Here is a 25,662-nt window from a genome sequence, read left to right as displayed (position 1 = left end):
GCAGAAATTTGCAAACAAGCCGTCAGCCGTTCATATTATCGCGATCAAGCTTGTCCAGAAGTGTGGCACGGTCAAGACTAAAACCGGAGTCTATCCAGAAAGTTTCGAGCGACCGCAATCTTTTCCCAAGCCCCGGCCCCTTCTCGATCCCGCGTGCGAGAAGGTCGCCGCCGGTGACCGGAAAGACGGGAGCGTCGTAGCGTTCGGCGGCATCGAGAAGCCGCGCAAGCCCGCCCGCCCTGATCATCGCGTCGTCGCTGCCCACCGCTTCGGCGCGTGCCGATGCATAGGCCAGACGGATACGGTCGGTCACGGCCTGCTTGCTGCCGCGATAGATCATTTTCTTCAGGGCCTGTTCGGAAAGCTCCGGCTTCACCGCGTCAGCGCGGCCCCAGGCTTCGAGGCGCGCGCGTTCCGCATTGGACATTCTGAGCCTTTTGCCCATCTGCTCCATCCGCACGGCATCCGGCGGCACGATGCTTTCGAGCCTGAGCAGCGGATCGGCCTGCCAGCCGAGATCGCCCTCGGTGCGCACCAGACCGTGAATGGCGTCGATGCCCCATTTTTCGCTTTCCGGCAGAATGAGCGTCAGCACGCCCGCCTGCCGCATCCAAAGGAGCGCGCGTGAGGGATCGGGGGCGGAAAGCAGTTTTTTCAGTTCCGCCCAGACCCGTTCGGCCGAAAGCTGCGCAATACCGTCCTTCAGCCGGGCGCTGGCGCGCAGGCCATCGGCTTCCGGCCGGCCCGAACCGTACCAGGCGAAAAACCGGAAAAACCGCAGGATGCGCAGATAATCCTCGCGAATGCGCTGTTCGGCATCGCCGATGAAACGCAGCGTCCGCGATTCGACATCGGCAAGCCCGCCCACATCGTCGATGACGGTGCCGTCAGCCGTCGCATAGAGCGCATTGATGGTGAAATCGCGCCGCTCCGCATCGGCTTTCCAGTCAGTCCCGAAGGCGACCCTGGCATGGCGGCCGTTCGTCTCCACATCCTGCCGCAGCGTCGTCACCTCGAACGGATGCCCCTGCACGACGACGGTGATCGTGCCATGCTCCATGCCGGTCGGCACCGGCTTGAAACCGGCTTCCCTTGCCAGCCGCACCGTTTCCTCGGGCCGGTGCGTGGTTGCGAGATCGACATCGCTCACCTTGCTGCCCAAAAGCGTGTTGCGCACCGCGCCGCCGACGACGCGAGCCTCGCCGCCGTCGCGGTTCAGCGCCTTGAAAAGCGCCTGCAACGGCTTTGCCTCAAGCCAGTCGGCCCTGTCTGAAATATTGATGCTGTCGCTCAACCATAGAGCCTTTCATAAAGTCCGCGAATGATACCGGCGGTCGCCCCCCAGATGAATCGCTCGTGATAGGGCATGGCGTAATAGAAACGTTCCTTGCCGTTGAACAGACGGCTTTCGCGCCGATGGTTGGCCGGGTTCATCAGGAAGGAAAGCGGCACTTCGAAAATATCGGCGACCTCGTGAGGATTGGGATGAAGATCGAACGGGGTCTTGACCACCGCCAGAATGGGCGTGATCGAAAAGCCGCTGCCCGTCAGGTAGCGCGGCAGATTGCCGACGATCTCGGCGCGGTCGGCGGCAAGCCCGATTTCCTCATTCGCTTCGCGCAGCGCCGCCCGTTCCGCCGTTCCGTCCTCGGGGTCTATGGCCCCGCCCGGAAAGGCGATCTGGCCCGAATGCTTGCGCAACGTATCGGTGCGCGTCGTCAGGAGCAGCGTTGCTTCCCGCCCGCGGTCCACCACCGGCACAAGCACCGCCGCGTCACGCATCTTCGTCGTCACCATGAACTGCGTGAAGTTGGGATTAAGGGAATGATCGCCCGTCACGGCATCGTGGTCGGGACGCCATTGCCGAACCCGCTCGGCAAAATCGCCGGCTGAAAAGGCAGGAAAAAGACCGGAAAGATGTTCGCTCATTGAAGCGCGGCCTCCAGTTCCTCCGCGGGCATGACCGGAAAGACCGCGCCGCCCGAGCGCACGGCGAACATGGTCACGCCATCCACCTCGATTTCCTCGCCAAGCGCCACCAGATCGTACATGACCGAACGCCCGACCAGCGCTTCGAGGCGGCCGCGCACCAGCAGATAGGGCTTCAATCCGCCGCTCGCCTTTTCAATGACGAAGCGCAAGGGATGCTGCGCATCCGCCTCCACCACGTCGCCCACATTGGTGCGGAATGTCAGGCTTTGCTTTTCCGCTTCGCCGGAAACCTGCATTTCGACGGCGATGAAATGCGCGTCCTCGACGCGGATGCCGACCTTTTCGACCGGCGTCACGAGATAGGTCCGCCCGTCATCGTCCTTGCGCAGCACGGTCGAGAACAGCCGCACGAGCTGTTTGCGGCCGATCGGCGTGCCCATGTAGAACCACGTCCCGTCAGCCCTGATTTCCATGTCGAGATCGCCGCAGAAATCCGGGTTCCAGCGCTCGACGGGTGGAATGCCGCGTTCCTTCGTCGCCGGGCCGCTCCTCGCATCCGCATGGGCGCGCGCGATCAGGGCTTCCAGCCCGCCCGTTCCTTCCGCGCCTCGCATCGAACTTTGCGGCGTCTGTTGGCCGCCAGGGGTGCTTTTTATCATCCGACTCGGTTATTCCTTGCCCAAAGCCATGAAATAGTCACCCTTTCACGGCTTGTCAGTATTATATAGCGATTTATGAGGCAGTTCCGCCAGTGCGGTTATGCCAGAGCTGTTACCAAGAGCGGTTACTTTGCGAGGTTCCCATGAGTGTCGTCATCACGCCCGAAACCGCCAGTTCCGAGCAGATCGTCGCGGAGGCCGAACGGGCGCTCGCCGACATCGCGCGCATCAGGGAAAGTGTCGGCACCGTCATTTTCGGTCAGGAAAGCGTGATCGAGCGCACACTCGTCGCGATCCTCGCCGGTGGCCACGCATTGCTGGTCGGCGTGCCGGGTCTCGCCAAGACCAAGCTGGTCGAAACGCTCGGCACTGTGCTCGGCCTTTCCGGCCAGCGCATCCAGTTCACGCCCGACCTGATGCCTTCCGACATCATCGGCTCGGAAGTGATGGAGCAGGATTCCGATGGACGCCGCTCCTTCCGTTACCTGAAAGGGCCGATCTTCGCCCAGCTTCTGATGGCCGACGAGATCAACCGCGCCAGCCCACGCACCCAGTCGGCGCTTTTGCAGGCCATGCAGGAATATCACGTCACGGTCGCGGGCCAGCGCTACGACCTGCCAGTGCCCTTCCACGTGCTTGCGACGCAGAACCCGCTTGAGCAGGAAGGCACCTATCCCCTGCCCGAAGCGCAGCTCGACCGCTTCCTGATGCAGGTCGACATTCTCTACCCCGAACTGGACGCCGAGCGCCGCATCCTTCTGGAAACCACCGGCGTCGCCGAGACGAAGCCCTATGCGATCCTCGACGCCGAGCGTCTCCGGCAGATGCAGACGCTGGTTCGCCGTATGCCGGTATCGGAAAGCGTGGTCGATGCGATCCTCAAGCTCGTCCGCTCCGCCCGCCCGGATGCCGACAACGACCATGCGAAAAAGCACATCGCCTGGGGTCCCGGCCCGCGCGCGAGCCAGGCCCTGATGCTGTGCGCCCGCGCCCGCGCGCTCTATGAAGGCCGTCTCGCCCCGTCCGTCGATGACGTGAAGGCGCTGGCCGAACCCGTTCTTCAGCACCGCATGGCGCTCAATTTCGCCGCCCGCGCCGACGGAATGCACGTGCGCGACGTGATTGCCGGTCTGGTGAAGGCCGCGGTCTGATGGTGATCGGCGCAGAAGTTTCCACCGCAGACCGCAAGGATACGCTTGCCCGCGCCCGCGCGCGGGCGGCGGCGATCCCCGATCTGCTGGTCGAGGCCCGGCGCGTCGTCAACACCGTCATGAACGGCTGGCACGGGCGGCGCAAGCGCGGCCCCGGCGAGAATTTCTGGCAGTTCCGGCCCTATGTCGAGGGTGAATCGCTTGCCCGCATCGACTGGCGGCGTTCCGCCCGCGACGACCATACCTATGTGCGCGACCGCGAATGGGAATCCGCCCATACGGTCTGGCTATGGAGCGATTTTTCGCCCTCCATGCTCTATCGTTCCAGGCTTGCGCCGGTATCGAAGGAAGCGCGCGCGCTGGTGCTGACGCTGGCGCTGGCCGAACTGCTTTCGCGTTCGGGCGAACGCATTGCCTTTCCCGAACTGATGCAGCCCTTTTCCGCCCGCAACGGCGCCGAACGCCTTGCAGGCGCGCTGATGCATGAAGCGCCTGCAAGCGCCCTTCCCGATATCGGCCAGATCCGCCGCTTTTCGGAGGTCGTGCTGATTTCGGATTTCCTGCATCCTTTCGAGGACGTGACCGGACTTCTCGACCGTCTGGCAAAGCGTGGCGTGCGCGCCCATCTGGTCGAGATCGCCGATCCGGCCGAGGAAACCTTTCCCTATTCCGGCCGTACCGAATTTCGCGACCCGGAGACAGGCACGACCATCGTTGCGGGCCGTGCCGAAACCTACGCGGAGGACTATCGCCGCCTTTACATCGCCCGTCGCGAAACCCTCATCGATTTCTGCACGCGGCTCGGCTGGAGCTATACGGTCCACCGGACCGACAGGCCGACGGCGGAAGCGCTGGCACGACTTCACGACGCATTAAGTGCAATCGGAAGTGCGACAGGGAGTGCGGGCGCATGAATTTTCTGCCGCTCGCCTTCGGTTCTCCGCTCATTCTTGCCGGACTGATCGCCCTGCCGGTCATCTGGTGGCTTCTGCGTATGACCCCGCCGCGCCCGCAGGAGGAGACCTTTCCGCCGCTTCGCATTCTGGCGCAGGTGTTCAAGCGCGAGGAAGTGCCCTCGAAAAGCCCCTGGTGGATGACGCTTCTGCGTCTTCTGATCGCCGGCCTCGTCATTCTTGCCCTTGCTTCGCCCGTATGGAACCCGCGCCCGACCGCGCTCACCGGCAACGAACCGCTGGCGCTCGTCATCGATAATGGCTGGGCTTCCGCCGAGGACTGGCAGCAGCGTGTCGATGCCGCCGAAAAACTGATCTCCGACGCCGAAGGCAACGGCGCGCAAATCTATGTGCTGGGGACCGCCGAACCGGCCAATGCCGAAATCGGCCCCTATGACGGCAGGCGCGCCGCCGAACGCCTTCAGGCGCTGCAACCGCGCCCGATCCCGGTGGATCGCAAAACCGCCATGGACCGCCTTGCCGCCGCCGCGCCGCAAGGCACGCGCCTGCGCCTCGTCTTCATGAATGACGGGCTGGCCGCGCCGGACGACGCGGGAGCCTTCGCCGCGCTCGATAGGTCCGGCCGTCTTGCTTCCGTGCTGTGGTATGCCGCCGATCTTGGCCGCACGATTGCGCTGACCAGCATCGACAACAAGGCCGACAGTCTGGAAGCGCGCGCCATCCGTCCCGAAGGTGTGACCGCCCCGCGCGGCTTGACCGCCGCCGCCTATGACGACAAGGGCCGGCGCATCGCCGAAGCGCCGCTTTCCTTCGCGCTCGGCAGCGCGGAAGGCACGGCGCGCTTCAACCTCCCGGTCGAACTGCGCAACGATTTCCGCGTGATCCGTATCGAGGGCAGCGAGCAGGCCGGAGCGGCACGGCTGGTCGATGCCGGTTCCCAGCGCCGCACCATCGGCCTCGTCGCCAGCGGCGACGGCGATCTCGCCCAGCCCCTGCTTTCGCCCCTGCACTATATTTCCCGCGCCCTGTCGCCCTACGCCAATCTGGTCGAGCCGCGTTCCGCCGACCTGCTGCAATCCGTACCCGAATTGCTGGAGGCAAAACCGTCGGTCCTCATCATGGCGGATATCGGCACCATGCCGCAGCCCGCCATCGAACAGCTTTCCAAATGGGTGCAGGACGGCGGCACTCTGGTGCGCTTCGCCGGTCCGCGCCTTGCGGGCGCGAGCGACAGCGATCCGCTGCTGCCCGTCCGGCTGCGCAAGGGCGAACGCGCGCTCGGCGGCACCCTGTCATGGTCGGAACCGCAGAAATTGCGCGCCTTCACCGACAAGGGGCCTTTTGCCGGGCTTGCCATCCCCGAGGACGTCGACATCAACCGGCAGGTTCTGGCCGAACCGTCTTTCGACCTCAACGACAAGGCCTATGCCATCCTTCAGGACGGTACGCCGCTCGTCACCGGCGAACGGCGCGGACGCGGCAATATCGTGCTCTTCCACATCGCGCCGGACGCCTTATGGTCCAATCTGCCGATCTCCGGCTCTTTCGTGGAGATGCTGCGCCGCCTCGTTTCGCTGTCGCAGAGAACCGGCGCGCAGGAGAACCGGGACGCGGTATCGCTGCCGCCTTTCCAGCTTCTTTCCGCTTCCGGCGCGCTGACGCCGCCAACCCCCGAGGCAAAACCGCTGATCGTCGAAAAGAACCGGCAGGCCAGCGTCGGCATCAACACGCCGCCCGGCTTCTACGGCAATGAGGACGGTTTGAAAGCGCTCAACATTTTCGAAGGCAGCGACGCCAGGCTGCAACCCATCCGTCAGCCGCAACTTTCCGCGGGCATCGTGAACCTGTCCTACACCGACGACCGCTCGATCTCGCTTGCCGGGCCTTTTTTCGCCGTCGCCGCGATGCTTCTGGCGCTCGATACGCTTCTGATGCTGTGGCTGCGCGGCGCGTTCCGCCGCCGCATGAAGGTGCGCGCCGGGGCGGCAGGGATCGCCATCCTGCTTGCGGGCGGACTGGCGTTCACGCTGCTGCCTGCCGGGCGCGCCGTCGCGCAGGAGGCGCAGCCGTCCGCGCCGCAGGCGCATGACGACAGCAAGCCGGGCGATGAAGCCATCGTCAACTCGGTCGCACAGACGCATCTTGCCTATATCGTCACCGGCGATGCCGGGACCGACAATATCAGCAAGGCGGGCTTGCGGGGTCTGAGCTTCGCCCTGATGGACAAGACCGCGCTGGAACCGGGCGACCCTGTCGGCGTCGATCCGGCAAAAGACGAACTGGCCTTCTACCCGCTGATCTACTGGCCTATCGCCCCCGATGCGCCGATGCCCGGCCCCGAAGCGATTGCCAGGGTCGACGCCTATATGCAGCAGGGCGGCACGGTGCTTTTCGATACCCGCGACCAGTTGCAGGCGGGCGCGAGCCTCGATCCGTCCGCCTCACCCGCCAACCAGCGCCTGCGTGCCATTCTCGACAATATGAACGTGCCGCCGCTGGAACCGGTTCCCGACGACCATGTGCTGACCAAATCCTTCTTCATCATGCCGGATTTTCCGGGTCGCTATGAAGGAAGCCCGCTCTGGGTCGAAGCCACGACGCCGAACGCCTCCCCGCAGGATCGCCCGGTGCGCACCGGCGATGGCGTGACGCCGATCATGATCACGGCCAATGATCTCGCGGGCGCATGGGCCGTCGATGAGCAAGGCAATCCCCTGCTGCCCACAGTGCCGAACGACCCGATGCAGCGCATCTATGCCATACGCGGCGGCGTCAATATCGTGATGTATATGCTCACCGGCAATTACAAGTCCGATCAGGTCCACGTTCCGGCCCTGCTCGAACGGCTGGGGAATTAGCATGATATTTTCCAACGACATCTCCCGTTCCCCGTCTCGTTTTCCCCTCATCCTGAGGAGCCGTCCTGAGCTTGCGAAGGCACGGCGTCTCGAAGGGCTGAGGGGAAACGCACAGCGCACCTGCCCTCGTCCTTCGATCCTTCGACAAGCTCAGGATGATGCTGCGCTTCGCTCCGCGCTTCAGGATGAGGTGAGAAGCATGGTAGCTGATCTCGTTAGAAAAACGCGGCGGTAGGAGGTGAGAATGAATATCGAATTCGAACCGTTCCTTTCCACGCCGTGGCTTGCTGCCATTCTCGTGCCGCTGGCGCTTCTGGTGCTCGCGACGATTGCCTTGCGGATGCGTGGTGGCCTGATCCGTTTGCTGGCCGCTGCTGCACTGGCGCTGGCGCTTTTCAATCCGGTCGTCATCAATGAGGAGCGCGAGCCGCTGAAAAGCGTGGTTGCGCTGATTGCGGATCGCAGCCAGAGCCAGGAGCTTGGGCAGCGTCGTGCCGATACGGACGCAGCGCTGAAAGTGGTGCAGGATCAGCTTGCCGCCATGCCGCAATTCGAAACCCGCGTGGTGGAAACCGGCAAGCCGGACGAGAACAATGACGGCTATGCCACCCGGCTTTTCGGCCCGCTGGCGCGCGCGCTTCTCGACGTGCCGCCTTCCCGCGTGGCGGGCGCTATCGTGATCACCGACGGACAGGTGCATGACATTCCGGCAGGCAGGAACGCGCTTGGCTTCGATGCCCCGCTGCACGCGCTCGTGACCGGCAGGCCCGACGAATTCGACCGCCGCATCCGTTTCAACAAGGCGCCGCGCTACGGCATCAGCGGCAAGCCGCTTGAAATGTCCTTCACGGTGATCGATGAAGGCAAGAGCCTCGGCAGCCCGGCTCCGGTCGATATCCGCGTGAACGGCCAGACCGTGGCGCAGGAAGAGGCGCAGGTCGGGCAGGAAACGCCGATCACCATCGACCTGCCGCGCGCGGGCGTGAACATTGTCGAGATCGTCACCCCGGCACAACCCGGCGAAGTGACCGACGCCAACAATCGCGCCGTCGCCACCGTGGACGGCATTCGCGAAAACCTGCGCGTGCTTCTCGTGTCGGGCGAGCCGCATAATGGCGAGCGCACCTGGCGCAACCTGCTGAAATCCGACGCGGCGGTGGACCTCGTCCACTTCACCATTCTGCGCCCCCCGGAAAAGCAGGACGGCACGCCGATCAACGAATTGTCGCTCATCGCTTTCCCGACGCGCGAACTCTTCGTCGACAAGGTCAACGAATTCGATCTCATCATTCTCGACCGCTACCAGCATCGCGATGTGCTGCCGCTGCTCTATTACGATTATATCGCGCAATATGTGGAAAATGGCGGTGCGCTTCTGATCGCCGCCGGGCCGGAATATGCAGGTGAAATGTCCATTGCCCGCACACCGCTCTACAGCGCACTGCCCGCCATGCCGACAGGCGCGGTGACAGAAAAGGCTTTCTATCCGCGTCTCACCGATGTCGGCAAGCGCCACCCCGTGACCCGTGGCCTCGACGGCAGCGATCAGGAACCGCCGCACTGGAGCCGCTGGTTCCGCACCATCGACATCACCGCGCCGCAGGGCGAAACGGTGATGAGCGGCGCCGACAACAAGCCGCTTCTGGTGCTGAGCCGTGTCGGCAAGGGCCGCGTCGGCATGTTCCTCTCCGATCAGGGCTGGCTGTGGGCGCGCGGCTTCGAGGGCGGCGGCCCCTATGCCTCGCTCTATCGCCGCATTGCCCACTGGCTGATGCAGGAACCCGAACTGGAAGAGGAAGCACTGACCGCCGCAGGCAATGGCCGCGCCCTTTCCATCCGCCGCCAGACCATGGGCGACGACCCCGGCGCCGCCACCGTTACGACGCCATCGGGCAAGACGTTGCAGGTCAGGCTTGCCCGAAGCAAGCCCGGCCTCTTCGAAGGTTCGATACAGACCGACGAAATCGGCATCTTCCGGGTGAAGAACGGCGATCTGGAAGCGCTGGCCCATGTCGGCCCGGTCGATGCGCCCGAATTTGCCGACAGCATCTCGACCGCCAGCCGCCTGCAACCGCTCGCGGCGGAAACCGACGGTTCCGTCCACCGCGTCAGGGCGACGGCGGATGGTCCGGTGCGGGTTCCTGCCATCGTGGCCGTCAGCGCCGGTCGCGCCGCCAGCGGCAATGACTGGATCGGCCTGCGCGAAACGTCCGACACCCAGCTCAAAAGCGTCAACCGCCTGCCGCTGTTCTCCGGTTTTCTGGCGCTTGCAGCCCTGCTGCTTGTATTCGGCGGGATGTGGTATCGCGAAGGGCGGTAAACCGCCTTCGCCCATCTCCCTCGTCCCGAGTTTGCCGAAGGATCGAGGGCGGGATCAATCAGGCCCGGTTGGCGTGACGCACGATACCGCCGACGCCATTCAGCGCGCCGGGGACCAGTTCGCAGGCCAGCATCCGGCGCGGATCGACGGGCGCGGGCATGATCATGCTGCCGGGCTGCTGCACCATCTTGAAGCCGAACGGCCCGTAATAGGGTTCGTCGCCGACGAGGATCACCAGTCTGTGCCCGGCCTTTTGGGCCGCTTCCATCGACATGCGCATCAGCGCGCCGCCGATCCCCCGCTTCTTCCATTCCGGCCGCACGGCAAGCGGACCGAGCAGAAGCGCTTGCGTCGTTCCGATCACGACCGACGTCAGCCGCACGGAACCGACCACTATGCCGCCCATCAGTGCAACGAAGGACAGGTTCACGTCGTGCGGACCGCCTTCCCGGATGAAATGCGCGGCGCGGGTGAAACGTGCAGGCCCGAAGGCTTCCGCATTGATGGCTTCGATTTCGATGTCGTGCGCCGGATCTTCTGGCGCATAGGTCAGTTCAAGCTGCTGCATGGAGGGCTTCAATCGCAATGGGAGAAGTCGATACCGTCGAAAAAGACCGCCGAACGGTCGATGGAATGCATCCTGCGCCTGCGGCGCAGCCAAAGATTCATCGTCGGATGAACAGCATTTCCATCAAGGTTTCTCCTGTAGGTTCGGCCCGCATCATGAGAACCGTACCGCAAACTGGAATTTGCCTAGCACCAAAATGGAAAGAGGTAAAACAATTTTTTTCAAAATGGCGGAGTGGACTTCCCTTTTTGGCACCGTTACGCACTGTTCACCTCTTAAAAGGCTGCGGACCGGCACCGAAATTCCTATTCTTGTGTCAAAAGGAGAAATCACATGGGACTTCTGGTCGACGGCAAATGGCACGATGTCTGGTATGACACCAAGAGCACGCAAGGTCGCTTTGAGCGCTCGAAATCGCAATTCCGCAACTGGGTGACGGCCGATGGCAGCGCCGGCCCCAGCGGCGAAGGCGGTTTCAAGGCAGAACCCGGCCGCTATCATCTTTATGTTTCCTACGCCTGTCCGTGGGCGCACCGCACGCTGATCTTCCGCGCCCTGAAGGGGCTAGAAGACATCATCTCGGTGTCCGTGGTGGATTATCTGATGGCGGACGAAGGCTGGACCTTCCACGGCACCACCGGCAGCACGGGCGATGCGCTTTATGGCGCCAAACGGCTCCATGAAATCTACACCCGCGCCGACCCGACCTATTCCGGTCGCGTCACCGTTCCGGTTCTGTGGGACAAGAAGCGCGAGACGATCGTCTCCAACGAATCATCGGAAATCATCCGTATGCTGAACAGCGCCTTCAACGCGTTCGGCGACGCATCGCTCGACTTCTACCCCGAAGCGCTGCGCGGCGAGATCGACGCGCTCAACGATTTCATCTATCCGAACATCAATAATGGCGTCTACCGCGCCGGTTTTGCAACGACACAGGAAGCATATGACGAAGCGTTCGGCCAGGTGTTCGCAGCGCTCGACAAACTCGAAGACACGCTTTCCCGGCAGCGCTACCTCGCTGGCGGCAGGCTGACGGAGGCCGACTGGCGGCTGTTCACCACGCTGCTCCGCTTCGACCCGGTCTATGTCGGTCACTTCAAATGCAACCTCCGCCGTCTCGCGGATTATCCGAACCTGTGGAACTACACATGCGAGCTTTATCAGGTGCCGGGCGTGGCCGCGACCGTCGACATGGAGCACATCAAGGGGCACTATTACCGCAGCCACAAGACGATCAACCCGACCGGCGTCGTGCCGCAGGGACCGCAGATCGACTTCTCGGCCCCGCATGACCGGGACCGGTTCGCGAAAAGCTGACCGTAACAGGAAACTGCGCTTTTCCTGCAACAGTGCGGTTTCGATTATCATCACTCTCTCAAATCTCCGGCGCCCCGTTGATCCAGATCAATGGGGCGTTTCGCAATGCGGTTCAGATTGCCCCGCATCACGACCCAAGACCTTGAAGGAGAGAGAGACCATGAACCGCGTTGCCAAGGGGCTTCTGGCCGCAACCGCACTGACCCTGGCCGTTCCGGCCGCCTACGCAGCAGACGTGATCGTCGCCCAGCCTGCGACCGAAATCGAGGCCGTGCCCGAAGCGCTGTCGCCATGGCAGATCCGCGTAAGGGCGCTTGGCGTCATTGCCGACAACAAGGGCCATGTGAACGGCGTTCCCGGTTCCGATCTCGATTATTCCAAATCGATTACCCCGGAACTCGACATCACCTATTACTTCACCAAGAACATCGCCGCCGAACTCATCCTCGGTACGACCTATGCCAATATCAATGGCGCGGGCTCCATCGACGGCCTCGGCAAGGTCGGCAAAGTCTGGATTCTGCCGCCGACCCTCACCCTGCAATATCATTTCACCGACTTCGGCGCCTTCAAGCCCTATGTCGGCGCAGGCGTGAACTACACCGTGTTCTATAATCAGGATGCGGGCAGCGCCGATTATCTGAAGGTCAAGAACACCTTCGGCGGCGCGCTTCAGATCGGCTTCGACTACATGATCGACGAACATTGGGGCCTGAACTTCGACGTGAAGAAGCTTTTCCTCGAACCGAAATTCGACGTGACCGTCGCCGGTCAGGAACTGACGGGCAAGGCCAAGCTCAACCCATGGCTGATCGGCACGGGTATCACCTACCGCTTCTGATCCAGGCGCACCATCTTAGCTCGACTTTGTACAAAATCGAGCTCAGGTGAAGGGTACCCCCGTACCCTTCACCATAAAGGCAGCGGTTCCAGATCGTGAAGCGCTTCCTGAAGCCGCCGCTTGGTTGACGGCGTCGTCCCCTCGGGCAGACTGTCGAGAGGGAAAAAACCGCATTCCGCGATCTCCCTGTCCGGCAGGCGCGGCGCCGTCTGTTCGAACTGGCGGCAGACATAGAGCGCCACATGGTCGCGGGGCGATGCATGGGCATTCTTGTACAGGGCGAAAAGCTCCGGACGTCCTTTCAGCACGATATTGCCCTCTTCGCGCAATTCCTTTTCAAGCGCCTGCCCGAAAGTCTCACCACGCTCGACCCCTCCCCCCGGCAACTGCCATCCGGGGACATAAGTATGTCTTACGAGGAAAACGCTGTTGTTCTTCTCGTCCAGGACAATCGCCCTTACTCCCAATGTCATGGGACGTCGCATTAAAAAATACGTATGAAATACAATATGTCGAAAACGCATTCCGTCTCTCCGCGAAATATTATACCTCGAATCAATGCATCAATGACATCAATAAAAAGTCGCCAAACAGGTTTCGATTTTAAGAATTATCCAGTAAACGGGCCTCATGTTCCGTCTAGCCCACATATCCGACATTCATCTCTCGCCGCTGCCGCGCATCCGATACCGTGAACTGGCGTCGAAGCGCATCACCGGTTACATCAACTGGCTGCGCAATCGCAAAGACGCAATGCATGGAACCGTGCTCGACAGTCTTGTCGCCGACATGCTGGCCCGGTCGCCCAACCACATCGCCGTGACGGGCGATCTCGTCAATCTGGCTCTCAATCTCGAAATCGATGCCGCGCATGACTGGCTGGAGCGGCTTGGCAACCCGCACGACGTCTCGGTGATTCCCGGCAACCACGATGCCTATGTACCCGGCGCGCTGGACAAGTCCTGCGGCCGATGGGAGCCGTGGATGCGCGGCGACGGCATCGACAATAAAGGCAAGCGCCCGGAATTTCCCTATATGCGCATACGCGGGCCGGTGGCGCTGATCGGCGTCTCCTCCGCCCGGGCGACCGCCCCTTTCATGGCCAGCGGCGATTTCCGTTCCGCGCAGGCCAAGCGGCTTGGGGCCATGCTCGACGATGCCGCGAAGCGCGGACTTTTCCGCGTCGTCATGATCCATCACCCACCGATTCGCGGGGCGACGCCGACCCATAAGCGCCTTTTCGGAATCCGCCGTTTCCAGAATGTCATCCGCAAACACGGCGCGGAACTCGTGCTGCACGGCCATACCCATCTCATAACCCATTACGAAATCGACGGGCCGGGCGGAAAGGTGCCGGTCATCAGCGTTCCTTCCGCAAGCCAGAATTTTGGCGGCCATAAGCCCGCCGCGCGCTACAATATATTCAATATCGACAAAGGCGGTGACGGAAACTGGTCGTGCGTGATGGAAGAGCACGGCATTTCCGACGCCACGGAAAAGATTTCAAAACTGAACGAACGTATTCTCTACTGATACTGCAAAAAAAGGCGGAGCCGAAGCTCCGCCTTGTTATTTTCAGCCAGCAAATATTATTTGCCGGCGACGCGGTTCGCAGCCGAAACCACGGCTTCCAGCGAAGCGCTGACGATATTGTCGTTGATGCCGACGCCGAACAGCTTGCCGCCCGGATAGGCCATTTCGACATAGGAAATCGCCGAGGCGTCGGAGCCCTGCTGAAGCGAGTGCTCGGAATAATCGACGACCGACATTTTCACGCCGAGATATTTCGACAGCGCATCCACGAAGCCGTCGATCGGTCCGGTGCCCCTGCCCTCGATATTCTTCGTCACGCCATTATCGATGATTTCGGCAGTGAGGATACGGCGGCCCTTCTGTTCGGGATCGGGAACCGTGTGATGATCGACGAACTTGATGCGGGCGTCGGGCTGCGTGACATAGGTTGCCTGGAACTCGTCATGAATGCGCTTCGACGGCAGTTCCTTGCCTTCCACATCCGTGATGCCCTGGATGATTTCGCGGAACTCCACCTGAAGGTTGCGCGGCAGGTTCAGGCCGTAATCGGCTTGCAGGATATAGGCGATACCGCCCTTGCCGGACTGCGAGTTGATGCGGATGATCGCCTCGTAGGAGCGCCCCACATCCTGCGGATCGATAGGCAGATAGGGCACTTCCCAGATCGGTGAATTGGCGCTGCGGCGAACCTTCATGCCCTTGTTGATCGCATCCTGATGCGAACCGGAAAAAGCCGTATAGACCAGTTCGCCCACATAGGGGTGGCGCTCGGCGATCTTCATCTGGTTGGAATATTCGTAGACGTCCTTCATCCGGTTGATGTCGGTGCAGTCCAGTTCGGGATCGACGCCCTGCGTGTACATATTGAGCGCCAGCGTCACGACATCGACATTGCCCGTCCGTTCGCCATTGCCGAACAGCGTGCCCTCGACACGGTCCGCACCGGCCATCAGGCCCAGTTCGGTCGCCGCGACGCCGGTGCCGCGGTCGTTATGCGGATGCAGCGAGATGATCAGGTTCTCTCGATTGTCCAGATTGCGGCACATCCATTCGATCTGGTCCGCATACACGTTCGGCGTGTTCATCTCCACCGTGGACGGCAGGTTCAAGATCAGCTTATTCTCCGCCGTCGGCTTCACGATCTCGGTCACCGCGTTGCAGATTTCCAGCGCCACCTCCAGCTCGGTGCCGGTAAAGCTTTCCGGCGAATACTGGAAACGATAACCACCACCAGCCTTGGTGGCCATATCCATGATCATCTTGGCCGCATCGGTCGCGATCTGCTTGATGCCGGCCACATCCTTTGCGAACACCACGCGGCGCTGCAATTCGCTGGTGGAGTTATAAAAATGGATGATCGGCGTTTTCGCGCCTTCCAGCGCCTCGAAGGTGCGGGTGATCAGTTCCGGGCGGCACTGCACCAGAACCTGCAAATCCACATCGTCGGGCACATCACCCTGCTCGATTGCCCAGCGGCAGAAATCGAAGTCGGTCTGCGACGCTGACGGAAAACCAATCTCGATTTCCGGGAAGCCCATATCCACCAGCAGGCGGAACATGCGCTCCTTGCGGTCGTGTCCCATCGGGTCGATCAGGGCCTGATTGCCATCGCGCAGATCGACCGAGCACCAGACAGGTGCTTTTTCGATGCGCTTCGACGGCCAGGTACGATCATCGAGCTGCGGTACGGGAAACGGCGAATATTTGGTGCCGGCAACGGGCATACCCTTGCGCCCGGCGGATCTGGCTTCGGTTTGCGGTGCGGCGACAGTCTGGTTCATTTCTGGTTTCCTCCCGGCTTCACACCGGCCCTCAAGCCGTCAAGCGCGGATTTCCTGATGATAGGTCTTATGGAGATATTGTGTAAGGAGCTGAAGTCGGCGGGACCGTAATCGACCGCCGGACGCTCCTTCAACGAGCCCGGCGATCGCCGCTAAGGCCGAGGGTAAGAAGCGAGTTTAGAACGCAGACATTCACGCGCGCGCCGGAGGCGGCTGCCGAATGTTCCAGAAATGTTGCGTTCATCGTCATCATGGAAAAGCTTTTACACACGGGACCAGATTAGCGCAAGACGATTTTGCTCACGCGAATGGAACGGAACTGGTGCCAAGCGGCAGCTTCGCTTCCTCTTCCGGTTCGACATGGATGACCACACGCACGCTCTTGATCTGTTCCTGCAGCGCATCTTCGATGCGGTCGCAGATCACATGGGCTTCACCGACGCTCATTTCCGCCGCCACCACCAGATGGAACTCGACGAATGTCACCCGTCCGGCAATGCGCGTTTTCAGATCGTGAACTTCTATGGCGCCGCCCGCATTGGCCGAGATCACGTCACGGATGCGCATTTCCTCCATGGGTTCGACGGCGATATCCATCAGCCCCTGCACGGACGAATTGATGACGCCCCAGCCCTGCCAGAGAATATTGATCGCCACCAGGATGGCGAGCAGGGGATCGAGCACCGCCCAGCCGGTCAGGACCGCGCCCACAAGACCCACCAGCACGCCCGCCGAGGTGAACACATCGGTCATGATATGCTTGCCGTCCGCCTCAAGGGCTGGAGAGCGCAGGCTGCGGCCCGTGCGGATCAAAAGCGTCGCCCACAAGCCGTTAATCGCCGCCGCGCCCGTATTGATGGCAAGGCCCAGCCACGGTTCTTCGAGCCGGTGCGGCGTCTGTAGCGCAAACCAGGCCTCGCGGAAAATCAAAAGCGCGGCAACCGTAATCAGCACCCCCTCGACGACGGCCGAAATATATTCCGCCTTGTGATGGCCGAAAGGATGATTTTCATCGGCGGGAAGGTAACTTACCCGGATCGCCCACCACGCACCGATGGCCGCGATCACATTGACGATGGATTCCAGAGCATCCGAATAAAGAGCCACGGAGCCTGTCAGCGCATAGGCCAGATATTTCAGCCCCATCACACCGAAAGCAACGGGAATAGACCAAGCGGCAAGCCGCCGAACCTTTGCACTCGCGTCCATGATGAACCTTTGAATGTTTTGATCTTGTCCCGAAACCGGGTGGGCCAACGCGCAGCCCTTCACTCAACAGCCGGCACGCGGGACATACCCTCAACGCATCTGGCATGTGCAGCAGCACTTCACCGCCGTTCTATACCCCAGATCAACAAAATTTCGTACCCTGTTTTTTCAGTTCCCGCATTTAATTTTCTCCTGCAAATGCAAGGCATTACAGTTGCAAATGAGTTGCCGGAGCAAGCTTAAAAACGCCACCCGATCATAAGAAAAGCCGCAGCGTGTAGCTGCGGCTGGTTTCAAATCAGGACGAAATGCATTCGATCAGTAGTTGGAACGACGCTTCCTGTTCTTGCCTGCCAGATGGGTCACGACATTCTCGATCATGCGCATCCCTGCATTGTGACCGAGCGTCATGATCGATTCCGGGTGGAACTGAACCGCGGCCACCGGCTCCTTCTTGTGCTCGAAAGCCATGATGACACCGTCTTCGGTTTCCGCGGTCACGAGAAAATCGTCCGGCAGGCGTTCAGGATCGGCGAAGATCGAGTGATAGCGCCCGACTGTCACTTCCTTCGGCAGGCCGGAGAAAATGCGTTCAGGCTTCGACACGCGAATGCGCGACGGCTTGCCGTGCATGGGAATGCGCAACTGGCGCAACGTGCCGCCATAAGCTTCCGCCAGCGCCTGAAGACCGAGGCAGACGCCGAAAATCGGCAGTTCCCGCTTGCGCGCCTTGTCGATGGTCGCCTTGCAATCGAAATCCTGCGGTGAGCCCGGTCCGGGCGACAGCACCACGAGATCGGGATTGACGCGGTCGAACACATCCTCGGTCACCGGCGAACGCACGGTCGCAACGCTCGCTCCCGTCTGGCGGAAATAATTGGCGAGCGTATGCACGAAGGAATCTTCGTGATCGACGAGCAGGATCGAAACCCCCTCGCCCACCTTGGCCGAAACACGCTCTTCAGCCACCTGATTGCTCTTCTGCGCCTCGCGCACAGCCGAGATCATCGCCGAGGCCTTCAGCTCGGTTTCCGCCTCTTCTTCTTCCGGGTTGGAATCGAACAGAAGCGTCGCACCGGCGCGGATTTCCGCGACGCCGTCCTTGACGCGGATAGTGCGCAGCGTCAGGCCGGTATTCATGTCGCCGTTGAAATGCATCATGCCGATGGCCCCGCCATACCATGCGCGCGGGCTGCGCTCGTTTTCCTCAAGGAAGCGCATCGCCCATAATTTCGGCGCGCCGGTCACAGTTACGGCCCATGCATGACTGAGGAAACCGTCGAAAGCGTCCATGCCGTCGCGCAGACGGCCCTCGATATGATCGACCGTATGGATCAGGCGCGAATACATCTCGATCTGGCGACGACCGATGACACGCACCGAACCCGGCTCGCAAACCCGGCTCTTGTCGTTGCGATCCACATCCGAACACATGGTCAGCTCGGATTCGTCCTTCTTGGAATTCAACAGCTTCAGGATCTGATCGGAGTCCGAAATCGCATCCTCGCCGCGCTTGATCGTGCCGGAAATCGGGCAGGTTTCGATGCGACGACCATTGACGCGCACGAACATTTCCGGCGAAGCGCCGACCAGATATTCGTTGTCGCCCAGATTGATGAAGAAGGAATAGGGCGACGGATTGATCGTCTTCAGACGACGGAAGATTTCAGAAGGCGCGGTGTGGCAGCGCTCATAAAATGTCTGGCCCGGCACCACCTCGAACAGATCGCCCCGCCGGAAGCTTTCCTTGGCGCGTTCGACCAGTTTCGCATATTCGCCCGGATTGTGATCGCCGCGCGGCAAGTCGCGCTCGGAAGGCTTGAAGGCCTGCACGGGCGTCGCGCGCGCCAGCCCATGCGTGGAGGAGCCGCCGCAGGTGAATTCATAGCGATCGACCCAGGCGCGCGCCGCATAGTGATCGGCAACGAAGATTTCGTCGGGAATGAACAGGACGAGATCGCGCTGATCGTCAGGGCGCTTCAGCTTGTACTGGATCGGATCGAACTGGAAGGCCAGATCGTAGCCGAAGGCGCCGTAAAGGCCGAGATTGGAATCCTCTTCCGAGAAGAACAGCCCGACAATGGCGCGCAGCACCGTGAAGACGGACGGCATACGCGAGCGTTCTTCTTCCGTGAAGGTACCGCTCGGCTCGGCGATGGTCAGGTCGATGCGGGTTTCGGTCGCATTGTCCACCGTCACTTCGGCAAGCGCCGCAACCGTTTCGAGAATGGGCCGAAGCAGGATGACGCCACGCGCATTCAACGCCTCTATGCGCATCGTGCGGGCGCGGGAAGTGATCGCGACAGGCGGATCGACGATGGCCGTGTCCCATCGCGTATAGCGCCCCGGATATTCATAATTGGACGAGAACACCGCACCGCGCCTTTCGTTCAGCGCATCGATGTAGGATTCGATGGCGCCCTTGTAGGCCGTGAGGTGGCGCACGCGCTCGACGACGATGCCGCCTGCCGTCTCGTGCTGAAATATCTCGCTATCCGCAATCTTCGCATTCATGATCGGCTATCCCAAATCTTGCTTGTTTCCGAACACTTCCAGAACACGGTTCCCTGAACACCGGCCGGACAGCCAAACAAAAAGGCCGCCCGGATAATCCCAGCGGCCTGTTTTCTGAACGCAAATGCACAAACGCCTGCGTGGCCGCTTTAGCGGGCCCACCACCAACCGTTCATAACGATGTTGCGCGAAATGTTCATGGAGCTACTGTTAGCCTCGAACGTGCTCCCTTGCAACCCGAAAAAGCAGCCGGAGAATCGAACCCCGCCGGAGCACATCCCGCAACCGCACGCGATACAGACGACAGCCGCCCTCCCCGACAAAGACAACCGGCCACCCGGCCAACCCGGACGCCCCGGCACATGCCGAAGGCCGAACCGACCGCTGGATAAAGGCAAGCTGCGCCGCCCGGACGATCTTTCGACACGCCGGAATGAAAAAGCCCGAATGAATGGTTCGATTGCTCACCGGGGCAAAATTTGCTCGAACCCCGTTCGCCTTCGCATCGATGAAAATCCGGACAGTCCGGAGCTGCCCGGATTTCCTTCAAACTGGGATCAACAAGCAGGAAGGAACAATATATCCTTCAAGCTTGAGCGCCCCATACCCCAACACTAAATTGATTGGTGCGGTATGATTTTCAATATGCAATACACCGATAGCATAGGTTGCATATACTATGCAACCTGTGATTTATATTTAAGTATATCCTTTTATTCAAACGCGATTCAGCGGAATATTTGGAAAACTTCGCAAGTGACTGAATCGAAAGGCGTCAGGCCGTGGCGAAAATGGCCATTTTCGAGTACCGGAGCTTGAATGTACTGACCCTATGAGGCCCCCCGCGCGGAAAAATTTGCCGTTTACGAGCTGGCACGGCGACTTTTGGAGCAGACACCAGAACAATACGGCAAGTTTCATCTTGCGTCGGGAACCAATTTCGGATTCATTTCCGACGCAACTTAATCACATATCCATAAATCAAGAACAGAGCCGTCAAAATTAAACGGCCATTGGGGAATGAAATGAAAAGTCTCGATGCGGTGGACAGGAGCATTTTGCGCGCGCTTCAGGAAAATGGACGCCTTACCAATACCGAACTTGCCGATCGCATAAAACTGTCGCAGACGGCAACCGCCGAACGCGTCAAGCGCCTGACACGCGAAGGCTATATCATGGGCTATTCGGCGCGGCTTTCGCCCAAGATGCTCGACCGCGCCATGCTCGTCTTCATCGAGATCAAGCTGGACCGCACCACGCCGGAAGTCTTCGAAACCTTCTCGACCTTCACGCGCAGCAATCCCGACATTCTGGAATGTCACATGGTGGCGGGCGGCTTCGATTACCTCGTCAAGGCCCGCGTCTCCGACATGGACCATTATCGCCGCTTCCTTTCGGAAGCGCTGCTTTCCCTCCCCGGCGTCCGCGAATCCCATACCTACGCCGTGATGGAAGAGGTAAAGGAAACCGCCTGTATTTCGGTATAAGAGGCTGTTCCAAAAGCCGCTGTCAGTAGCGTGACAGCAATGGCCTTTTGGGGTCCGGGGGATATTGTCATAGATTGAATAGGGGTATATACCCGCAACATGACCAGTCCGTGTTTCTGTATTCTTCTGCGTCAGGCAGCCCGCAAAACCTCAACTGTCTATGACGAGGCGCTGGCTCCGCTTGGCATCAATGTCGGACAGTTCAGCATATTGCGAAAGGTTCGCCGCGCAGGCTCCATTTCGCTGACCGAACTGGCCCGCCTGTCCGAACTGGATCGGTCGACGATGGGGCGCAATGCCAGGGTTTTGCAGCGCATGGGCCTGCTTGCGCCCGCGCAAAGCGACGACCATCGCGAAACGAGCGTAACCCTGACCGCGGAAGGGCACGATCTGGTCGAACGTGGCGCGCCCCTCTGGGACAAGGCGCAGGACGAAATCGAGGCTCGCCTCGGCAGCGAAGGCGTCGGGCAGTTGCAGGCCCTGCTCCGCTCTCTCGACTGACCGCCCTGCTTGACCCGGATGCGCCGGTTTCTCGGATCGACGCATCTATTGACTGAAAACAATGAACTGAAGCCGATTTCCCGCTACCCGGCGGGCGGCTTCACCATCGAACAACGGACTGCTGGAAACCAGCCAACCGGAAAGCACCGAAGATGATTTCTGCCCGCCTCGCCAGTTTCCTCGCCCGAAGAAACATCCACTATGGATGGGTCGTCGCGGGAATCACTTTTCTCACCATGCTGGCGACAGCGGGTGCCATGGGTTCGGCAGGGATCCTGATCGAGCCGCTCCAGCGCGAATTCGGCTGGACCAACGCCAATATTTCCTTCGCAATGGCGCTGCGACTGGTTCTCTTCGGCCTGATGGGACCGTTCGCCGCCGCCTTCATGAACCAGTTCGGCCTGCGCCGCGTCGTGACGGCGGCCCTCGTCATGATTTCTCTCGGGCTGATCGGCTCCATTTTCATGACCGAGGAATGGCAGATGGTGGGATTATGGGGCGTCGTCATCGGCCTCGGCACGGGCATGACCGCGCTTGTACTCGGTGCGACCGTCGCCGCACGCTGGTTCGAAAAGCGGCGTGGCCTGGTCGTCGGGCTCATGACGGCCAGCAACGCCACCGGCCAGCTCATCTTCATGCCCATCCTTGCCAGTGTAAGCCAGACCATCGGCTGGCGCACCGCGCTTGCCGTCGTCATCTGCTTTCTCATTGCGGCGCTGGTGCTGGTTCTGGTCCTGATGCGCGACCATCCGGCAGATATCGGCCTGAAACCCTTCGGCCGCACCGCACCACTTCCCGCGCCCGAACCCAAAAAGGGCTTCGGCGCCATGCTGGCCTCGCCGCTCGTGACGCTGCGCGAGGCATCCGGCACCGCGACCTTCTGGGTGCTGTTCCTCACCTTCTTCGTCTGCGGCTTTTCCACCAACGGCCTCATCCAGACGCACTGGATCACGCTGTGCGGCGACTTCGGCATCGCCCCGGTGGGCGCGGCGGGCATTCTCGCAGTGATCGGCGCCTTCGACCTCATTGGAACGATCATGTCCGGCTGGCTTTCCGACCGCTTCGACAATCGCTGGCTCCTGTTCTGGTTCTATGCCCTGCGCGGACTGTCGCTGATCTATCTCACCTTCACCGACTTCAGCGTCTATGAGCTGGCGCTCTTCGCCGTCTTTTACGGTCTCGACTGGGTGGCGACCGTGCCGCCCACGGTAAAGCTGGCCGCAGAGCGCTTCGGTCCTGAAAAGGCCGGTCTGGTTTTCGGCTGGGTGTTCACCGGCCACCAGATCGGTGCAGCCGCCGCTGCCGCCTTCGCGGGCTTCGTGCGCACGGATTACGACAGCTACACGCCTGCGCTGATTCTTGCCGGAGCCATGTGCATTGCGGCAGCCGCCATGGTGTTCATCATCAGCCGGCCCGCCGTAAGCCCCGCCCTTCAGGCTTCATAGAAAGGCATCGCCCCAGTCCGCGCGGCGCGCCCAGCGGAAGAATTCACCGTCCCGTTTCGTGGTCATGCGTTCTTCCGCCGCGCCATCCCGCCTGCAAAGCTTGAGCGAAACCTTGCCGCCGCCAACCCTCGTCGGCGCAATTATGCGTGCTTCCACGCTTTCCGCCGTCTCCCGGACGGCGGCGAGATAGATGAATTTTTCGTCTTCCCACGGAACATCCGCGACCTTGGTCATGCGATGAATGCGCGACCGGGCAACGCGGCGCGAAAAATGGCACCAATCCGGCGCGGCCAGCGGGCATTCCAATTGGTGAGCGCAAGGTGCGGCAATATGGGCGCCCTGCGCGATCAGCGCCCGGCGTGCATCGACAATGCGCTGCCAGCCCGCCGGTGTGCCCGGCTCCACGATCACCAGCATCTGCCTCGCCGACGCCCACAGCCGCTCGATGAGTTTCTGCCGGTTCTCGGGAGCAAGCTCGTCCAGAACATAAGCGAGGGTCACGAGATCGGCTTGCGGGAAGTCGATCTTCTCGCGTACGACATCGCCCGCCCGCCAGTCGAGAGCGTCCACTCCGCTTCGCTGCGCAAGTTCGCTGCCGACAGCGCGTATCGCCGGACTGGCCTCGATCATTGTCGCGGAATGAAGTTTCGGCCAGCATTGCTTCGCGGCCCAGAGCGCCGTCCCCGGTCCCGCCCCCACATCGAGCATGGATTGCGGGGTGAAATCGGGGCATATCGCAGCGGCGCTGTCCAGACTGGTGCGAACGGCGGCATAGGTCGCGGGCAGCCGCGCCGCCAGATAGGCCCTTGCCGCCAGATCGTCGGATATATGCATCCGCCCGTCCCGCGTTTCCGCGCGGTAGCGACGGGACAGCATTTCGGATGCGCGTTTGAGATCGGCCAGCGCCACGCCCTCAAGCGCGGCATCCACCGCCTGTCGCAATAAAGCTGGCAGTTCCATTGCCGATCAGCGCTCCAGGACCTGCTTCACATCGACCAGATTGGAGCGGACACGCAAGATGTAGAAGCCCATGGTGGTCAGGTGTGACGGGGTGAACCAGGCATCCGGGCTGCCGTTGGAGACGATCAGGGGCTGCATGTCGAGCGCGGCCCGCATCTGCTTTTCCATCTCGTCCCAGACACCGTCGAGGTGCTTTTCGGCAAGAACGCCCCGGAAATCGGAATGTGCCGAGCGCAGCAGACCATAATAGGCGTAAAGCTGGCCATAGGCGAACCAGAAGCGGTCGTCGGCGCGCGTATCGAACCAGCCCGCATGATAATTTTCGGCGCGGTCCTTCAGGATCGCGGAGGTGGAGCCCAGATCGCTTGCAATGCGGTCAACGAACTGGATCAGATTATCGGCGCGGGCATCGAAGGTCGCCTGACAGTTTTCAAGCCGCCCGTTGAACGCGCGCAAATCCTTGATCGCCGATCGGTAGTAGCTTGGGGTCGGCGTCTTGGGCCCGAAGGGGCTGAGGCCGAAATACCAGGCATCTTCCGCAAACTGGAGATTGCCGCGCGCTTTCTGCAAATCGGCATCGATCTGCGACGTGCCGCGCAAGCGCCCGATATTATCGACCAGTTCGATTGCCGTGCGGCGCACGGCGGCATTGATGCCGCGCTGGAACGACGCCTTGTTATCGAGGAATGGCGTACGATCCCAGTCTAGGCCGAAGAAACCGAGCTTGTAAAGCAGCATGGAGGAAATCCATGCATTCTGGTTGACGTTGAAATCGGTGAGGTCGGCTGCGACTTCCGCAATGGCCGAGGGCGAGCATTTGCGTGCCGCAGACGGTGCCTGAGCGGCCTGAACCGGCTGGTTTTCCGGCGCGGCCTGCGCATCGGCGCCCCCAATGGCCTCCTCCGCTGCCTCCGCCTTCTTCTCTTCGCCGGGCGTCGCCGCATCCTGATAACTGTATTTAGCCGGATAGTCGGGATCGAAATTTGCCCAGACCTGAGTCTGCCAGATGAAATAGAGGTAGAGACCGCCAAGCACGACCACGACGACCGCGACCACTGCTTTCCACAAGATTCCGAGCCGGAGGAAAAGTCGCCACAAGGCGCCCAGCGGAATGGCGATCAGGCGGGCAAGCGCCGCAATGAAACGACCGAGAAAGGAGAAAAAGCCCCGCACTGCATTCAACACTTTCACTGTCCTTCCTTTTGCCGCCGGCCATGGATGGGTCGGAAACCCTTTCCCCTCAAATAGAGGGTGGCTGTCTTTTCGACAAGCTAGTGGATTGAATTTGACGTTTGAATCCCGACTGAATGAGATGCTGTTTCAAACGTCAAATTCGAAAACTCCACCAGATGCATAAATTTACTAGTGGTCGTTCGATTCCGACATTTGCTCGGCACCTGTATCAGAGGGATGCAAATGTCGGAATGAAACCACCAGAACGGGCATCCAACTGATTTTATCGGTCATTTTCCGCTGACAGGGTTGAAACCGGAGCCTCGATCCTTAACATGGCGCCACCCCGCTTCGGCCAAATGCGCGGCAATCCTGCCCGTTTCCCCTCGGTCGACGGTTCCGGAAAATGGTGAGTGACAGGCGGTTTCAGGACAGGTGCGGAACGGTTTTCCGCCGGAAACTGCAACCAACGTCGCAATCAAGAATATTTTCGCCG

Annotated in this window: 20 protein-coding genes; 10 read left to right on the top strand and 10 right to left on the bottom strand. The window is 61.0% G+C overall.

Annotated elements, in window-relative coordinates:
- Positions 1–22: 22 nt before the first annotated feature.
- The 3 genes from FHS76_RS11875 to FHS76_RS11865 are packed head-to-tail and all read right to left on the bottom strand — an operon-like array spanning position 23 to position 2,591.
- On the bottom strand, positions 23–1,294 hold the full coding sequence (locus tag FHS76_RS11875) for a CCA tRNA nucleotidyltransferase (RefSeq protein ID WP_183652561.1): 1,272 nt from the start codon (positions 1,292–1,294) through the stop codon (positions 23–25).
- Positions 1,291–1,929, bottom strand: coding sequence for a CoA pyrophosphatase (locus tag FHS76_RS11870; RefSeq protein ID WP_183652558.1), 639 nt, complete (start codon positions 1,927–1,929; stop codon positions 1,291–1,293). The genes FHS76_RS11875 and FHS76_RS11870 overlap by 4 nt, the downstream gene beginning before the upstream one ends.
- The gene (locus FHS76_RS11865; RefSeq protein WP_183652555.1) at positions 1,926–2,591 is read right to left on the bottom strand and encodes a DUF1285 domain-containing protein; all 666 of its coding nucleotides are present in this window, start codon (positions 2,589–2,591) and stop codon (positions 1,926–1,928) included. The genes FHS76_RS11870 and FHS76_RS11865 overlap by 4 nt, the downstream gene beginning before the upstream one ends.
- A gap of 143 nt (positions 2,592–2,734) precedes the next feature.
- Between FHS76_RS11865 and FHS76_RS11860 the strand changes: the two genes are divergently transcribed.
- The 4 genes from FHS76_RS11860 to FHS76_RS11845 all read left to right on the top strand — a co-directional run bounded on the left by FHS76_RS11860 (position 2,735) and on the right by FHS76_RS11845 (position 9,834).
- Complete coding sequence (locus FHS76_RS11860) at positions 2,735–3,742, top strand: AAA family ATPase (protein ID WP_183652552.1); 1,008 nt, start codon at positions 2,735–2,737, stop codon at positions 3,740–3,742.
- Positions 3,742–4,656 (top strand): DUF58 domain-containing protein, encoded by a 915-nt coding sequence (locus FHS76_RS11855; protein WP_183652549.1) that lies wholly within the window; start codon positions 3,742–3,744, stop codon positions 4,654–4,656. Before FHS76_RS11860 ends, FHS76_RS11855 begins: the two co-directional genes overlap by 1 nt.
- A complete protein-coding gene (locus FHS76_RS11850; protein WP_183652546.1) occupies positions 4,653–7,514 on the top strand; it encodes a DUF4159 domain-containing protein in 2,862 nt (953 codons plus the stop codon). The genes FHS76_RS11855 and FHS76_RS11850 overlap by 4 nt, the downstream gene beginning before the upstream one ends.
- A gap of 244 nt (positions 7,515–7,758) precedes the next feature.
- Positions 7,759–9,834 (top strand): glutamine amidotransferase, encoded by a 2,076-nt coding sequence (locus tag FHS76_RS11845; protein WP_183652543.1) that lies wholly within the window; start codon positions 7,759–7,761, stop codon positions 9,832–9,834.
- Between the two features lie 58 nt (positions 9,835–9,892).
- Here the strand turns inward: FHS76_RS11845 and FHS76_RS11840 are convergent, their stop codons facing one another.
- Entirely contained in the window at positions 9,893–10,402 is a 510-nt protein-coding gene (locus FHS76_RS11840; RefSeq protein WP_183652540.1) for a GNAT family N-acetyltransferase, read from the bottom strand.
- Between the two features lie 333 nt (positions 10,403–10,735).
- Here FHS76_RS11840 and FHS76_RS11835 point away from each other — a divergent pair, with 333 nt between their 5' ends.
- On the top strand, positions 10,736–11,722 hold the full coding sequence (locus tag FHS76_RS11835) for a glutathione S-transferase family protein (protein ID WP_183652538.1): 987 nt from the start codon (positions 10,736–10,738) through the stop codon (positions 11,720–11,722).
- Between the two features lie 160 nt (positions 11,723–11,882).
- Positions 11,883–12,563 (top strand): OmpW/AlkL family protein, encoded by a 681-nt coding sequence (locus FHS76_RS11830; RefSeq protein ID WP_183652535.1) that lies wholly within the window; start codon positions 11,883–11,885, stop codon positions 12,561–12,563.
- A 68-nt stretch (positions 12,564–12,631) separates the two neighbouring features.
- Here the strand turns inward: FHS76_RS11830 and FHS76_RS11825 are convergent, their stop codons facing one another.
- A complete protein-coding gene (locus FHS76_RS11825) occupies positions 12,632–13,087 on the bottom strand; it encodes an NUDIX domain-containing protein (protein WP_183652533.1) in 456 nt (151 codons plus the stop codon).
- Between the two features lie 106 nt (positions 13,088–13,193).
- Between FHS76_RS11825 and FHS76_RS11820 the strand changes: the two genes are divergently transcribed.
- Complete coding sequence (locus tag FHS76_RS11820) at positions 13,194–14,096, top strand: metallophosphoesterase family protein (RefSeq protein WP_183652530.1); 903 nt, start codon at positions 13,194–13,196, stop codon at positions 14,094–14,096.
- 56 nt (positions 14,097–14,152) lie between these two features.
- On the opposite strand, the gene leuA is transcribed toward FHS76_RS11820, so the two are convergent.
- The 3 genes from leuA to FHS76_RS11805 form a co-directional block, all read right to left on the bottom strand.
- Complete coding sequence (leuA, locus tag FHS76_RS11815; protein ID WP_183652527.1) at positions 14,153–15,877, bottom strand: 2-isopropylmalate synthase; 1,725 nt, start codon at positions 15,875–15,877, stop codon at positions 14,153–14,155.
- A 300-nt stretch (positions 15,878–16,177) separates the two neighbouring features.
- Positions 16,178–17,086 carry a cation diffusion facilitator family transporter gene (locus FHS76_RS11810; RefSeq protein WP_183652524.1) on the bottom strand — a complete coding sequence of 303 codons (909 nt, stop codon included), beginning with the start codon at positions 17,084–17,086 and terminating at the stop codon, positions 16,178–16,180.
- Between the two features lie 318 nt (positions 17,087–17,404).
- Entirely contained in the window at positions 17,405–19,600 is a 2,196-nt protein-coding gene (locus tag FHS76_RS11805; RefSeq protein ID WP_183652522.1) for an anthranilate synthase component I, read from the bottom strand.
- 1,025 nt (positions 19,601–20,625) lie between these two features.
- Here FHS76_RS11805 and FHS76_RS11800 point away from each other — a divergent pair.
- The 3 genes from FHS76_RS11800 to FHS76_RS11790 all read left to right on the top strand — a co-directional run bounded on the left by FHS76_RS11800 (position 20,626) and on the right by FHS76_RS11790 (position 23,033).
- On the top strand, positions 20,626–21,087 hold the full coding sequence (locus FHS76_RS11800; RefSeq protein ID WP_183652519.1) for an Lrp/AsnC ligand binding domain-containing protein: 462 nt from the start codon (positions 20,626–20,628) through the stop codon (positions 21,085–21,087).
- Between the two features lie 99 nt (positions 21,088–21,186).
- On the top strand, positions 21,187–21,588 hold the full coding sequence (locus tag FHS76_RS11795; RefSeq protein WP_183652516.1) for a MarR family winged helix-turn-helix transcriptional regulator: 402 nt from the start codon (positions 21,187–21,189) through the stop codon (positions 21,586–21,588).
- Positions 21,589–21,740: 152 nt separating this feature from the next.
- Positions 21,741–23,033, top strand: a complete 1,293-nt coding sequence (locus FHS76_RS11790; protein ID WP_183652513.1) for an MFS transporter — start codon at positions 21,741–21,743, stop codon at positions 23,031–23,033.
- Here FHS76_RS11790 and FHS76_RS11785 read toward each other — a convergent pair.
- Entirely contained in the window at positions 23,028–23,993 is a 966-nt protein-coding gene (locus FHS76_RS11785) for a small ribosomal subunit Rsm22 family protein (RefSeq protein ID WP_183652511.1), read from the bottom strand. The two genes, FHS76_RS11790 and FHS76_RS11785, sit on opposite strands and share 6 nt — an antisense overlap.
- Positions 23,994–23,999: 6 nt before the next feature.
- Positions 24,000–25,184, bottom strand: coding sequence for a DUF2333 family protein (locus tag FHS76_RS11780; RefSeq protein WP_183652508.1), 1,185 nt, complete (start codon positions 25,182–25,184; stop codon positions 24,000–24,002).
- Between the last annotated feature and the right edge of the window lie 478 nt (positions 25,185–25,662).

Source organism: Brucella daejeonensis, assembly GCF_014199265.1.
In the GTDB taxonomy this organism is placed as follows: domain Bacteria; phylum Pseudomonadota; class Alphaproteobacteria; order Rhizobiales; family Rhizobiaceae; genus Brucella; species Brucella daejeonensis.
This window is presented reverse-complemented; position numbering and strand designations above follow the sequence as displayed.